The 13684-nt window shown below is 71.1% G+C and carries 13 protein-coding genes; 9 read left to right on the top strand and 4 right to left on the bottom strand.

The window, feature by feature from the left end; genetic code table 11:
* Window positions 1-30: 30 nt before the first annotated feature.
* The 7 genes from folP (at window position 31) to AC4D2F_RS05200 (ending at window position 5999) form a co-directional block, all read left to right on the top strand.
* Window positions 31-975, top strand: coding sequence for a dihydropteroate synthase (gene folP, locus AC4D2F_RS05170; RefSeq protein ID WP_490909741.1), 945 nt, complete (start codon window positions 31-33; stop codon window positions 973-975).
* On the top strand, window positions 972-1715 hold the full coding sequence (locus AC4D2F_RS05175) for a pyrimidine reductase family protein (RefSeq protein ID WP_490909742.1): 744 nt from the start codon (window positions 972-974) through the stop codon (window positions 1713-1715). Before folP ends, AC4D2F_RS05175 begins: the two co-directional genes overlap by 4 nt.
* Window positions 1716-1983: 268 nt before the next feature.
* Window positions 1984-2970, top strand: a complete 987-nt coding sequence (locus AC4D2F_RS05180; protein WP_490909743.1) for a J domain-containing protein — start codon at window positions 1984-1986, stop codon at window positions 2968-2970.
* 9 nt (window positions 2971-2979) lie between these two features.
* Complete coding sequence (locus tag AC4D2F_RS05185; RefSeq protein ID WP_490909744.1) at window positions 2980-3447, top strand: tRNA (cytidine(34)-2'-O)-methyltransferase; 468 nt, start codon at window positions 2980-2982, stop codon at window positions 3445-3447.
* A gap of 19 nt (window positions 3448-3466) precedes the next feature.
* Window positions 3467-4324 (top strand): class I SAM-dependent methyltransferase, encoded by an 858-nt coding sequence (locus AC4D2F_RS05190; protein WP_490909745.1) that lies wholly within the window; start codon window positions 3467-3469, stop codon window positions 4322-4324.
* A gap of 180 nt (window positions 4325-4504) precedes the next feature.
* The gene (gene sigK, locus AC4D2F_RS05195; RefSeq protein ID WP_490909746.1) at window positions 4505-5122 is read left to right on the top strand and encodes an ECF RNA polymerase sigma factor SigK; all 618 of its coding nucleotides are present in this window, start codon (window positions 4505-4507) and stop codon (window positions 5120-5122) included.
* Window positions 5123-5138: 16 nt separating this feature from the next.
* Window positions 5139-5999: an anti-sigma factor gene (locus AC4D2F_RS05200; protein ID WP_490909747.1), complete on the top strand. Its 861-nt coding sequence runs from the start codon at window positions 5139-5141 to the stop codon at window positions 5997-5999.
* A gap of 24 nt (window positions 6000-6023) precedes the next feature.
* Here AC4D2F_RS05200 and AC4D2F_RS05205 read toward each other — a convergent pair whose 3' ends face one another.
* The 4 genes from AC4D2F_RS05205 to AC4D2F_RS05220 all read right to left on the bottom strand — a co-directional run bounded on the left by AC4D2F_RS05205 (window position 6024) and on the right by AC4D2F_RS05220 (window position 10319).
* Window positions 6024-6776 (bottom strand): PIG-L deacetylase family protein, encoded by a 753-nt coding sequence (locus tag AC4D2F_RS05205; protein WP_490909748.1) that lies wholly within the window; start codon window positions 6774-6776, stop codon window positions 6024-6026.
* 3 nt (window positions 6777-6779) lie between these two features.
* Window positions 6780-7727, bottom strand: coding sequence for an electron transfer flavoprotein subunit alpha/FixB family protein (locus AC4D2F_RS05210; protein ID WP_104165935.1), 948 nt, complete (start codon window positions 7725-7727; stop codon window positions 6780-6782).
* Between the two features lie 44 nt (window positions 7728-7771).
* Window positions 7772-8599 (bottom strand): electron transfer flavoprotein subunit beta/FixA family protein, encoded by an 828-nt coding sequence (locus AC4D2F_RS05215; RefSeq protein WP_490909749.1) that lies wholly within the window; start codon window positions 8597-8599, stop codon window positions 7772-7774.
* Between the two features lie 199 nt (window positions 8600-8798).
* On the bottom strand, window positions 8799-10319 hold the full coding sequence (locus AC4D2F_RS05220) for a S1C family serine protease (RefSeq protein WP_490909750.1): 1521 nt from the start codon (window positions 10317-10319) through the stop codon (window positions 8799-8801).
* Between the two features lie 347 nt (window positions 10320-10666).
* Between AC4D2F_RS05220 and AC4D2F_RS05225 the strand changes: the two genes are divergently transcribed.
* Together AC4D2F_RS05225 and AC4D2F_RS05230 are read left to right on the top strand one after the other, a co-directional pair.
* Window positions 10667-12784: a TPM domain-containing protein gene (locus tag AC4D2F_RS05225; RefSeq protein WP_490909751.1), complete on the top strand. Its 2118-nt coding sequence runs from the start codon at window positions 10667-10669 to the stop codon at window positions 12782-12784.
* 54 nt (window positions 12785-12838) lie between these two features.
* Entirely contained in the window at window positions 12839-13657 is an 819-nt protein-coding gene (locus AC4D2F_RS05230) for a PspA/IM30 family protein (protein ID WP_490909752.1), read from the top strand.
* The last annotated feature ends 27 nt before the right edge of the window (window positions 13658-13684 follow it).

A 13684-nucleotide genomic window follows, 5' to 3' on the forward strand; every position in this document is an offset into this window, starting at 1 on the left:
CCCGCCGGCCCGCAGTGGTAGAAAGACAGGGTGGACAGTCATGCAGCGGCTCCTTCCCCGTCCGGCCCCTACCTCCCCGGTCTCCGGCACGCGGTGCACACCTTCGGCACGCGCACCCTGGACTTCGACCGCCAGGTCGCGCTCATGGCCGTGATCAACCGGACACCGGACTCGTTCTACGACCGGGGGGCGACGTTCGCGCTCCAGGCCGCCGTCGACGCATCCCTGCAGGCGGTCGACGACGGCGCCGACTGGGTGGACATCGGCGGCGCGCCCTTCTCGCCGGGAGACGCCGTCCCCGTGTCGGAGGAGATCGACCGGATCGTCCCCGTGATCAGCGCCGTGCGCGCGGCGTCGGACGTCATCATCTCCGCGGACACCTTCCGGCCGGAGGTCGCCCGCCAGGCGCTCGCCGCCGGGGCCACGGTGGTCAACGACACCACGGGACTGCGGGACCCCGACATGGCCGCGGTGGTCGCCGAGGCCGGCGCGCACCTGGTCATCACCCACAGCCTCGCCGCTCCGCGCACGGTCTACCCGCGGCCCACGTACGACGACGTGGTCCGCGAGATCACTGACTTCCTCCTGCGGAAGGTCGACGACGCCGTGCGGCTGGGCATCCCGGAGGACCGGATCCTCCTGGACCCCGGGCACGACCTCAACAAGAACACGCTGCACTCGCTCGAGATCACGCGCCGGCTCCCCGAGATCGCCGGACTCGGCTTCCCCACCCTCGCCGCGGTGTCCAACAAGGACTTCATCGGCGAGACGCTCGACCGCCCCAAGGGCGAACGCGTCGAAGGATCGCTCGCCGCCGCCGTGATCTGCATCCTCGGCGGTGCCCGCGTGGTCCGCATGCACAACGTGGCGGCGTCGCGGGCTGCGATCGACATCACCGAGGCGGTCCTCGGGTGGCGGCAGCCCGCCTACCTCAAGCACAACATGGGCGAGGTCAACGAGCCGGTGACCCGATGATCACCTCGCTCATCCCGCCTACCGGCGCGGCGGTCGACCACGACGCCCTGCACCGTATCTACGCCTACCCCGCCACCGACAGGCCCTATGTCCGCTTCAACTTCGTGGCCGCGGCCGACGGAGCCGCCACGAGCGGCGGCTTCTCCGCAGGACTGGGGAACGACGGCGACAAGCGCATCTTCGCGGTCCTGCGACGCCTCGCCGACGTGGTGCTCGTGGGGGCCGGCACGATCCGCGCGGAAGGCTACGGGGGTGAGCTGGTCGACGACGACGCCCGCTCGTGGCGCCGCGCCAACGGGCTCGCCGCGCACCCCGCCGTCGCGGTGATCTCGGGCAGCCTCGACCTCGACCCGTCCGGGAACTTCCTCCGGGAGGCGCCCGTCCGCCCGCTCATCCTCACGAGCGCCGCGGCACCGGCGGACCGGCGCGCCGCCCTGGAGCGGGTCGCGGACGTCGTCGACTGCGGCGCCGACACCGTGGACGCGCCGGCCGTGCTCGCCGAGCTCGGCCGGCGCGGACTGCCGAAGGTCCTGTGCGAGGGCGGGCCGGCCGTCCTGGGGGACTTCACCCGGTCCGGGGCCGTGGACGAGCTGTGCCTGTCGATCAGTCCGCTGCTGGCGGGCGGCGACGGACCGAGGATCGCGGTGGGACGCAGTCCGGAGGACGCCGTCGGCCTGACGCTCTCCTCCCTGCTGACGGAGGACTCTGCCCTCTACACGCTGTACCGGCGCGCGGACTGAGTCGGGACCGCGGCGGGACCACCGGGCGGGTGGGCGAACTTCTCCGCCCGCCGCGGCGTTGTACCAGGGCCGGCACCCGCAGGCACTCCTGTCGGGACGGCGTCCACCGCGGGAGGGGGCGGCCGCCGGGACGACCGCTTTGGTCCGGGCCCGTCCGTGCCCCTAGTGTCAGGTGGAAGCGCAGGACCGCCGCCAGGGTCGCGGCTCCAGGAGCGGCTCCTGGAGCGGCTCCTGGTCCGCCGGGGCGCACACCAGAAAGGGCCGATGGATGGCAGAGGCAGGACGGAAGTCGTACTACGACATCCTCGGGGTGCCCCCCGAGGCCGGTGCCAAGGACATCAAGGATGCCTACCGCCGTGCGGCGCGCGCAGCGCACCCCGACCTCGGGGGCAGCGCGGCCCGGTTCCACGACGTCGCCGTCGCCTACGAGACGCTGAGCGACCCCCGGCGCCGCGAGCGCTACGACGCGGACATCGGACGCGGGCGGGCCTCGACCACGGGAGACACGGGAGGCACCGGCCGCACCCCCGGCGCGGCGGCGACGGCCGGCCGCAACGGGGCGCCGGCCCCCCGCAGCTCGACGCGCACGAGCGTCGAGGACGAGGAGGCCGCGCGGTCCGCGCCGATCTACCTGCCGCCGTTCTCGCCGTCGTCCCCACCCGCCGTGCCCCTGATCCTCGCCGGCCGGCAGCTCCATGGGGCTCCCCGACAGCCGGGCATGTTCGGGAGGCTCTCCTCCGGCGTCCGGGCGAGGGCCGACGGCGAGCTCCGGACCGCCGTGCTGCTCGAGCGGGCGCTGCTGTCCACCTACCCGGCCGCGCGCCTGGTCAACGGCGTCCGGTTCGACGACCGCGACGGGACGACGGCGGGCCACGTCCTGCTGGCCGGCTACCGGATCGCGGTGATCGACTCCTTCACCGCGTCCCCCGGCAACTTCTCCTGGGACGGACAGTCCCTCCGCCACCAGGGCCGTCCTGTGGAGTTGCCGGTGCCGCGGACGGTGCGCGCGGTGCAGGAGCTCTTCCCCGAATGCAACGTGGCCGGCTGGGTGGTGATCCACGGGGCACCGGACAACCCCTTCGCCCCGGTGATCGACGTCCCACCGGGCTTCGACCGCGCCTCGACGAGCCTCGTCCAGGTGGTGAATGCCGGTACCGCCGTCCGCACCATCCGCTCCTTCCTGTCCTCGGGCCCCACCCCGAACGTCGTGCAGCTGCCCGTGCTCGAGCGCCTGCTGGCCGCGGCCGGAAGCTAGGATGAAGCCGTGTTCCGCATCCTCTTCCACACGCCCGAGATCCCCGGCAACACCGGTGCCGCCATCCGGCTCGCAGCCGTCGCCGGCGCCGAACTGCACCTCGTCGAGCCGCTGGGCTTCACCCTGGAGGATTCGAAGCTGAAGCGGGCGGGGCTCGACTACCACGACCTCACGGTGCTGCACGTGCACAAGAGCCTCGACGACGCCTGGGCCGCCCTGCAGCCCGCCCGGGTGTTCGCCTTCACGTCCGAGGGCGACGTGCCCTACACGGACATCGCCTACGAGCCCGGGGACGTGCTGCTGTTCGGGCGCGAGTCCGACGGGCTGCCGTCGGAGGTGAAGCAGGACCCCCACGTCACGTCCAGGGTCCGCGTGCCCATGCTGCCGTCCCGTCGATCGCTCAACCTCGCCAACACCGCATCCATCGTCCTCTACGAAGCCTGGCGTCAGCAGGGCTTCGCGGGGGCCCAGCGATGATCCACGCCTAGGAGCCCCGATGTCCGCTCGTCATGCCGCAACACTGCCCGACGGCGGGGCCGAGGACCACGACCGCCTCGCTCCGGCCGTCTGGAACCCGGTGGGCAACGCGGTGGTCGCGGCCGCCGACATCCTCGTCGGCGAGCGCGTGCTCGACGTGTTCGCAGCAACGGGCACGGGGACCATCCCTGCCGCGCAGCTCACCGGACCGGACGGACGCGTCGACGCCGTCGACCGCTCCCCGGCCATGCTGGACCTCGCCGAAGCCAAGGCGGAGGCACTGGCCCTGGACGGCGTCTTCTTCCATCGGGTGGACCCGGCGGAGTGGACGCCCGACGCGCCGTACGACGCCGTCGTGAGCTGCTACGGCGTCCTCCTCCTCGAGGACCTGGACGCCGGCATGGACCGGATCGTCGGCCTGCTGCGGCCGGGCGGGAGGATCGCCCTGAGCACCTGGGACGACGGCGCCCTGGAACGGTTCGGGGGCATCCTCCTCGACGTCCTGCGCGAGGTCCTCCCCTCCGGCACGGACGAGGACGGCGCCGACGGTATCGACGGCCCGGAGGCGTCGGGGCGGTCGTCCGGGACGGCCTTCGTCGAGAACTGCAGGAGACTGGCCTCCGTGGAGCTCCTGACAGACTGGCTGCACGCGCGGGGGTTGACGAACGTGCGGGTCGAGCAGTTCGGGCTGACGGTCCCGCTCGACCCGGACGGCGCCTGGTCCCTGGTGCTCGGCAGCGGATTCCGCGGGCTGCTGCCCGACGACCCCGAGATTCTGCTGCGCGTGCGGTCGGTCTTCGCGGAGCGGCTCGGCGACGCCTTCGTCCTCGACGCCGACTCCCTGATCGCGGTCGCCGACTACCGGCCGGCGCAGTAGGCGTTCCGGCCGGACCATCCACCGGCCGTGCAGCTTCGAATACTCCATGTCAGCGGAATGGTCAAAACCAGCGGGGGGCGTGGGATGGTGCTTGTTCGTGAAGGACGTGCACGGTACGGGCGCCGCGCGGGTTCCGGCGCCGTTCGGCGTGGGGCCGCGGGCGCTTTATGCTGGAGCCCTATGGAAACGCCACGAGTAAGCCGGGTCGGCCCCGTAGCTCCCGCGTCGGACGAGTCCGCCGCTGATCTCGGCGCCGGTCCTACCCTGACCGATCTGCTGTCGAGGATCGCACGACAGGATCGCACCGCCTTCGCCCTGTTCTACGAGCAGACCTCGAAGCGCGTCTACGGGCTCGCACGGCGCGTGCTCATCGACCCCGAACTCAGCGAGGACGCCACCCAGGAGGTCTACCTCCAGGTGTGGAACACCGCGGACCGCTTCAACCCGTCCCTCGGCAGTCCCATGGCCTGGCTCATGACCCTCGCCCACCGCCGCGCCGTGGACAAGGTGCGCTCCGAACAGAGCGCGACGGACCGAGAGGCACGGTACGGGGCCGCCACCCAGACGGTGGATCACGACGACGTCGTCGACACCGTGACCCAGCGGCTCGAGGCGGAGAGCGTCGTGCGGTGCCTGGACACGCTGACGGCGACGCAGCAGGAGTCGGTGAAGCTCGCCTACTACGGCGGACTCACCTACCGCGAGGTGGCCGAGAGACTCGGCGTCGCGGTACCGACCATCAAATCGAGGATCCGAGACGGATTACTCCGACTGAAGACATGTTTGGGGGTGACCTGAGATGCAGGACAAGGATATGAACCGACAGTTCGCCGATGACCTCGGCACGGACCTGGCCCGAGGCCACGTCCTCGAGTGGGCCGAGCTCTACGCGCTCGACGCCATCAGCGCGGACGAACGCCGCATCATCGATGCGTTCCTGGCGGATGCCGATCCGGCCGTCAGCGCGACGTTCACGGAACGTGTCCGCACGTGCCGTGAGACGGTGACCACCGCCTACGCGAACGAGCAGATGGACCCGCCCGCCGATCTCTTCGAACGCATCCTCGCCAGGCTGCCCCGGGCCGCCGGCGACGCGGACCCGACGCCCGCGGCGACCGGCACCGACACCGCAGGGGTGTACGCGATCGGTGAACCGACCGCACCCGACACGGAACACGACGCCGGACAGGACGAACTGGCGAAGCGCCGCACGGCGAAGGCCTCGATGTCCTCACGCGCCGCGCGCTGGGTGGTGGCAGCCGCCGCGGCCGCCGTGCTGGCGGTCGGTGGCGTGACCATCGCGCAGACCCTGCAGCAGACCACGCTCCAGGAGCAGGTCCTCCAGGCCTCGGACGTCAGGACGGCGCAGCTCGCCCTCGCGTCGGGCGGGACGGCGGACCTCGCGGTCTCCGGCGAGGAGAACGCGGCCGTGGTCACGCTCAGCGGAGTCCCCGCGCCGACCCCCGGGCACGTCTACCAGATGTGGCGGATCCCCGCGGACGGAGCGGAGCCGGAATCCGTGGGCACGATGACCGGGGAGGACGTCGCCGGGACGAAGGTCACGGAACTCGAGGACATCAGCGGGTACAGCGCGATCGCGATCACCGTCGAGCCCGACGGCGGGTCGGCGACACCCACCCTGCCCATCGTCGCCCAGATCCCGCTCGGGGCCTGAGCACCGGCGGCGTCGACGGCAGGGCTAGAAGCCGGCGATCGTCTCGTCGGTGTTGATGCCCACCACGTGGAAGGACTCGGCGCTGCGCCCCTCCGGCAGGCCGCCGCGACGCGCATTGTCCCGGAGGATGTCCCGGACCCGCGCCCGCATCCGCTCCACATCGGGATGCTGGCTGCGATGGGCGCTGATCGCCGCGATCTTGGTGTCCTCGGCTCCCGTGACGTCGACGAAGCGGTTCTCGAGATGCGCAGGCCCGCCGTAGAACCACAACCAGGGGACACGGAAACTCTTCACCCCCGCCGCCTCGAGCTCCGGGTACGCGAAGGGGTTCTCGACCGCCGGGTAGATGGCGCGGGTGACGGCCTCCCCGCACGCAAGGTGGTCCGGATGGCTCTTCTGGATCCGGTCCCAACTGCGCTCGGGGTGCATGGACAGGACGATGTCCGGACGCACCTCCCGCATGCGCCGGACGATCTGCCGGATGACGCCGTCCGTCGGCTGGAGATAGCCGTCGGGCTCGCCCAGGAAGGTGACGTCCGTGACGCCCACGAGCCCGGCTGCGGCGACCTGTTCCTCCCGTCGGAGCGCGGCCAGCCCGGGCCGGTCCTCGTCGGAGAATCCTCCGGCGTCACCGTCCGTCAGGATGCAGTAGCCGACCTCCGCGCCGGCGGCGGTCCACCGGGCGATCGTGGCGGACGCACCGAAGTCGATGTCGTCCGGGTGGGCGGCGAAGACGAGGACGCGTCCGGGAGGCGCGGAGTCCGGTCCGATCGGCACCTGCTACAGCCCGCGCTTCCGGATCTCCTCGGTGGCCTGCGGCAACACCGTGGTCAGGTCACCGACGATCCCGAAATCGGCGATCTCGAAGATGGGTGAATCGGCGTCCTTGTTGATGGCGACGATCACCTTGGAGGTCTGCATCCCGGCCTTCTGCTGGATCGCTCCCGAGATACCCGCCGAGATGTACAGCTGGGGGGACACCGTCTTGCCGGTCTGGCCGATCTGCGCGGAATGCTCGATCCACCCGGCGTCGGTGGCGGCCCGCGACGCACCGACCGCGCCGCCCAGCGCGTCCGCGAGGTCCTCCAGCGGGCCGAAGTCGCCGTCCACGCCGCGGCCGCCCGCGACGATCACGCGGGCCTCCGTGAGCTCGGGCCGGCCGCTCGCCGGCTTCTCCACCCGGCCCGTGATGCGCGCCGCGGCACGGGGGAGCTCGACGGCGACGCTGACCTCCTCGGGGGAGGACGGAAGCCCGGCCTCCACCGCCTCGAAGCTGTTCGGCTTGACCGTCAGGATGGCGACGCCGGTCGTCACGCGGCACTGCACGGTGTAGGAGCCGGCGAAATCCGACTTGGTCGCCGTCAGGTCGGCGTCGAGCCCCACGACGTCCGTGATGACTCCGGAGTCGAGCTTGATGCCCAGCCGGGCGGCGATCTCCTTGGATTCGTAGGAGTTGCCGAGCAGCACGATCCCGGCGCCGGAAGCCCGCACGGCCTCGGCGAGGAACGCGGCCTTCCCGGCCACGAGCACCTCCGAGACGGCCGAGTCCTCCGGTCGGTAGTACCGCTGCACGCCGTAGGAGCCGATGCCGTCGAGATAGGCCTGTCCGGCCTCGTCGGCGAGGGCTACGGCGACATCGCCGAGCGAGGCGGCGAGCGAGAGCAGTTCGCGCTCGCTCTTGGCGAGACTCGCTGCGGGGTGGTCGAGGAATACGAGGACCGAGGTCATGAGGGAACCCTCCTGGAAGGAACGGACGAGCGGGCGGGCACCGGCTAGAGGAGCTTCTGTCCGGCGAGGAAGTCGACGAGCCTGATGCCCGCGTCGCCGTCGTCGGTGATCACGACGCCCTGGCTCCGGGGCGGCCTGGGAGCGGCCGCCTGCACCGACGTCCATGATCCGGCGAACCCGACCTCGTCCGGCCGCACACCGATGTCCGCCAGGGACAGGACCTGGATCTGTTTCTTCTTCGCCGCCATGATGCCCTTGAAGTTCGGGTAGCGGGGATCGTTGATCTGGTCGGTCACCGACACCAGGGCAGGCAGTGAGGCCTCGATGGTCTCCGCATACGTGTCGCTGTCCCGTCGCGCGGCGAGCGTCCAGCCGCCGTCGCCGGGCGTCAGGTCGAGCGACGCCGCGAACGTCACCTGGGGCAGGCCGAGCCGTTCGGCCAGCTGTGCCGGCACGAGGGAGGTCTCGCCGTCCGTGGACGCCATCCCGGTCAGGACGAGGTCGAAGGGTCCGACGTGCTGCACGAGGGCGGCGAGGGCCCTCGACGTGGCGGAGGCATCGGAGCCGGTGAGCGCGTCATCGGTCAGGTGGACGCCGTCGTCCGCCCCGATCTGGAGGGACTTCTTCACCGCGTTCACTGCGGCCGGGGGGCCCATGGTGATCGCCGTGACGCGGTGCCCGGCTGCGGCTCCCCCGTGGGCCTCGACGAGCTGCAGGGCCGCTTCGAGCGCATACTCGTCGAGCTCGCAGAGGATGCTCTCCGCACGGACGGTCGTCAGGTCCTCGCCGCTGATGTGGCGATCGAACTGAGCGTCCGGAACATGCTTCACCAGGACCGCGATGCGCAGTCCGCTTGCTGTGGCCTCGTCCATTGATGACCTTCCTCGTCCGGGGATCTTCCCATCGACTAGCTAACCATAGTGGGGGTGACACGGACCGAGGTCCTGCTGGCGCACCGCGACCGCATGCGCTCCCGCTCCTACCGGTCAACGAGCAGGAGGCGGTCCCTGATCCGGGACCGCCTCCTGCTCGGGCGCCGACCTGCCGTGTCGTCGGCGTGCTCGGTGTCCGCTACTGCGTGGGAGCCTGCGCCAGCGTCACGTCCACCGACCGGGACTCACCGCTCCGCACCACCTCGATCGGCACCTGCTGCCCGACCGTCTGGATCCGGACCGCCGCAGTGAGGGACTGGGGGTCGCTGATGGTGTAGGTGCCCACCCTGGTGATCACGTCGCCGACCTGCAGCCCGGCGTCCTCCGCGGGTGATCCCGGCTCGACCCGTTCGACGAGCGCTCCGGCGGGGAAGGTGGACGTGCTCTGGGCTCCGTCGCTCCCGGCCGGCGTGACGCTGACCCCGAGGAAGCCGTGCGTCGCCTCGCCCTCGGCGATGATCTCCTGGGCGATGCGGTCCGCGTAGTTGATCGGGATGGAGAAGCCCACTCCGATGTTGCCCGTGGACTCCCCGGAGCCGCCCGACGCGATCGCGACGTTGACGCCGATGATCCGGCCGTCCGCGTCGACGAGCGCGCCGCCCGAATTGCCCTGGTTGATGGCGGCGTCGGTCTGGATCACGTTGAGGAAGATGGACCCCTGCGCCTGCGGCTGCTGTCCGCTCGAACCGCCCGGGGGCAGGAAGTTGAATCCTTCGCCGTCGTCGGACTGCCCGCTGTCCGGCTGTTCCTCCGGCACGGCGGAGGACGCCACGCTGATGGTCCTGTTCAGCGTCGAGACGATGCCGTCCGTGACCGTTCCGCTGAGACCCAGCGGGGCGCCGATGGCGATCGCCGTGTCTCCGACGTTGAGTTCGTCGGAATTGCCGAGGGTGGCGGCGGTGAGGTCCGGTGCGTCGATCTTGATGACGGCGAGGTCGCTCAGCGGGTCGGTCCCGACGACCGTCGCCGGGAACACCCGTCCGTCGTTGAGCTTGACCTCCACGGCCGGGTCGGAGACCTGGCCGCCGAGGGTCACGACATGCGTGTTGGTCAGGATGTGCCCGTCGGTGTCGAGGATGATCCCGGAGCCGGAACCGCCGGAGGTCCCGCCGCTGACCGCGATCGTGACCACGCTGGGCGAGGCCTTGACGGCCGCTCCGGTGATGGTGTTGACGTCGTCGGTGTTGTTCACCACGATCGACTCGGGCGCGGCCTGGGAGATCCCCGCCGTCGGATCGTCGTCGAGGGCGCCGAGGCCTGCTGCCGCGACGCCTCCGCCGACCAGCCCGGCAGCGAGCACGCCCGCGGCGAAGGTGGCCATGCCCACACGCCGACGCCCCCTGCTCCCCGTGCGGCCCACGGCGTTCGGCTCGGCATGGCCGTGGGCCCGGTTCTGCTCGCCGTAGAAGGGCTGGTGTCCCGTGTAGGCGGGGTGCGAGCCGGGACGGGAGACGGACCCTCCCTGCTGGGACCCTGCCTGCTGGGACCCTCCCTGCGGTTCGAGCGTCGGCTCCGGACCGGTGACAGGATGCTGCGCGGTGGGCGGTCCAGCGACCGGCTGGGTCCCCGTCACGGGGTGGGATGCGCCCGTGCCCCACGACGGCGGAGTCTGCGGCTGGGGAGGCAGGGGTCGGTCGGGGTTACCCGGCTGCTCGTTCATGGGGGTCCTTTCGTTGCTGTTGACAACATCATGACAACTTTCCCTGAGCCTTCCGCATGCGTCCGCTGTGCGGAATCTGGGAAGTCGCTGGAGATGTGCTGCTGCGGCACGCCGCCGTCCGGGTCCTGACCCCAGTATCCTCCGACATCCCCGACCAGGGCGCGGGTGCACCGCCGTCCGGCGTCGATGGAGGCCGTGCCTTTCGCTAGGGGCATAGGTGTCGATGGTGGACGCTCCCCCACGCCAACCATAGAATCGGAAAGACAGGGAGCCTCCGGCATCCACCGGCCTCAGTCCTGGGACCGGACAGGCCCGGAGGACGTGCTGAAGGGTCGAAGATGCGAATGATGAGCAGGCGCACCCGCGTCTCTGCTGTGCTGGGCGCCGTCGTGGCGATCCCACTGGTCTCGGGCACCGCGGCGTTCGCCGACGAACCGATCACCTTCCCGTCCGGGGACTACGTGATCGACAATGCCGGAGTGCTCAGCCCCGAGGAGGAGAGCGAACTCGAAGCCGCCGTCGCAGACCTGCAGGCGTCGGAGGGATTCACCGTCCGGGTGGCCTACGTCGACACCTTCGAGAACCCGAGCAACGCCGGGCAGTGGGCGGAGGAGGTCGCCATCGCGAACGCGTCGTCCGCCGACGAGGCCGTCCTGGCCGTCGCGGTGGACCAGCGTGAGGTGGGGTTCGTGGCCGGAGAGCAGTCGGGGATCTACCCCTCGGTCCAGGAGATCCGCACCAGCTACGTCATCCCGGAACTGCAGGCCGATGACTGGCTGGGAGGCGGTCTCGCAGCGGTGGAGGGGGTCGATCAGGCGCTCGCCGGCGGGACCGGCGGTTCCCCGGGTGACGGGACGTCCCAGGACGGCGGCAGTTCGGGCGGCAGTGGCCTCGGCGGCCTGGTGCTCGTCGGCGGGCTCGTCGCCGTAGCGGGTGCCGGCGGCTACATGCTGCTCAAGAGGAGCGGCGCCGGCAGCGCGCAGCGCAAGCGCGAGGAATACGGCTACGGGCCGGTACCGTCCTCCGAGGGCGAGATCGTGGATCCGCTCGCGGCCCTGAGCGTGGAGGACCTGCGCAAGCGGGCGGGCAGCCTCCTGATCGCCGCCGACGACGCCATCAAGTCCAGCGAGCAGGAGCTCGGCTTCGCGGAGGCGCAGTACGGGGCCGAGGCCATCGCCACGTTCTCCCAGGACATCGCGACCGCGAAGCAGCACATGGGCGAGTCCTTCAAACTCCAGCAGCAGCTCGACGATCACATCCCGGACACCGAGCAGCAGCAGCGCCAATGGCTCGGGGAGATCATCCGCCGGTGCGAGGACGTGAATGCCTCCCTGCAGGAGCACAAGGAGGACTTCGACGCGCTGCGCGAGCTCGAGCGGAACGCACCGGACGCCCTGCGCCGTGCGCAGTCCGCCGCCGACGAGGCCGGCCGGCGGTTCTCCGCCGCCGAGGGGACCCTGCGGACCCTGCAGGCCCGCTACCTCGAGTCGGCCACCACCCAGGTATCCGACAACATCGAGCAGGCCCGCGAGCGCCTGGCCTTCGTGGGCAGCGCGGCCACCGAGGCGCAGGCGCGGATGGCCCAGGGAGACACCGGGCGTGCCGTCGTCGCCGTCCGCGCTGCCGAGGAGTCGGTACACCAGAGCACCGTCCTGCTCGATGCGATCGACAAGCGCGCGGAGGAACTGGGCGGCGCCGAGCGCGAGCTCGACCGCGCGCTGCCCGACAGCGAGCAGGACCTCGCGCAGGCCCAGGCCATGGACCGCACGGGGCAGTACCGCGACCTCGCCGGACCCATTGCGGCCCTCCAGGCCGCCGTCGCGACGGTGCGCCAGGAGCGGCAGAACGGGCGCAGCAATCCGCTGGCCCTGCTCCAGCGCCTGGAGGCGGCACAAGCACAGCTCGACGCCGCGCTCGGTGGCGTGCGCGACCAGGCGGAGAACACCCGGCGCGCACAGGACGCCCTCCAGCACGCGCTGATCGCGGCGCAGTCGAGCATCTCCGGGACCGCCGACTACATCCGTGCCCGTCGCGGCGGCGTGGGCAGCGAAGCCCGGACCCGCCTGGCCGAAGCCGAACGCAACTTCGACTACGCCGTCGACCTCCAGCGCTCGGACCCGGTGACCGCGCTGTCCCACGCCCAGCAGGCGACCATGCTCGCCGAGCAGGCAGCCCAGCTCGCGGAGCAGGACGTCGACGGTTTCGGCGGCGGAGGCATGGGCATGGGCATGGGCGGCCGGTACGGAGGTCGCGGCGGCGACGGGATGGGCGGCGCCCTCCTCGGCGGCATCCTGCTCGGCGGCCTGCTCAACGGCGGTGGCTTCGGCGGCGGGCACCACGACGGCGGCGGCTTCGGCGGCGGCTTCGGGGGTGACGGCGGGAGCTTCGGCGGAGGCGGCTTCGGCGGCTTCGGCGGAGGCGGGGGCGGCTTCGGGGACTTCGGCGGCGGCTTCGGCGACTTCTAGCCGTCCTCGGGCGGCCGGACACAAGGATCATTCGCAGAATCGAAAGGGAAATCAATGGTAAAGCAGTCGATATTCGGCAGGATGGCTCAACTGACCCGGGCCAACATCAATGCGTTGCTCGACCAGGCGGAGGATCCGCAGAAGATGCTGGACCAGATGGTCCGGGACTTCACCAACAGCATCGCCGAGGCGGAGAGCGCCGTCGCCCAGACCATCGGCAACCTGCGGATGATGCAGGACGACTACAACGAGGACATCGAGAACGCCCGCAGCTGGGGCAACAAGGCCCTCGCCGCCTCCCGCAAGGCCGATGAGTACCGCGCTTCCGGCGACACCGCCGACGCCCAGAAGTTCGACAACCTCGCCAAGGTCGCGATCCAGCGTCAGATGGCGTCGGAGAACGAGGCGAAGGGCGCCGAGCCGACCATCGCCTCCCAGACGGAGATCGTCGAGAAGCTCAAGACCGGCCTGAACCAGATGAGGGGCAAGCTCAACGAGCTCACGGTCAAGCGTGACCAGCTGATCGCCCGCTCGCGCACCGCGCAGGCCCAGCAGCAGGTGCACGACGCCGTCAAGAGCATCGACTTCATGGACCCGACGAGCGAGGTGGGCCGCTTCGAGGAGAAGATCCGTCGTGAGGAGGCCAAGGTCCGCGGTCAGCAGGAACTCGTATCGTCCAGCCTGGATGCCCAGTTCGAGAGCCTCGAGGACCTCGGGGAGCAGACCGAGATCGAAGCCCGCCTCGCGGCGCTGAAGTCCGGCTCCGGGTCGCAGTCCGCGATCGGCCAGGGCGCCGACAGTGATGCCGACGCCGCCATCGACCCGAGCGCCGCCACCGGCGCTCCGGCGACAAGGAGCGAGACCACCTACTGATCCGGTCCGGTCCGGCCAGTGACCGGT

The organism is Arthrobacter sp. TJ-263 (genome assembly GCF_058269155.1).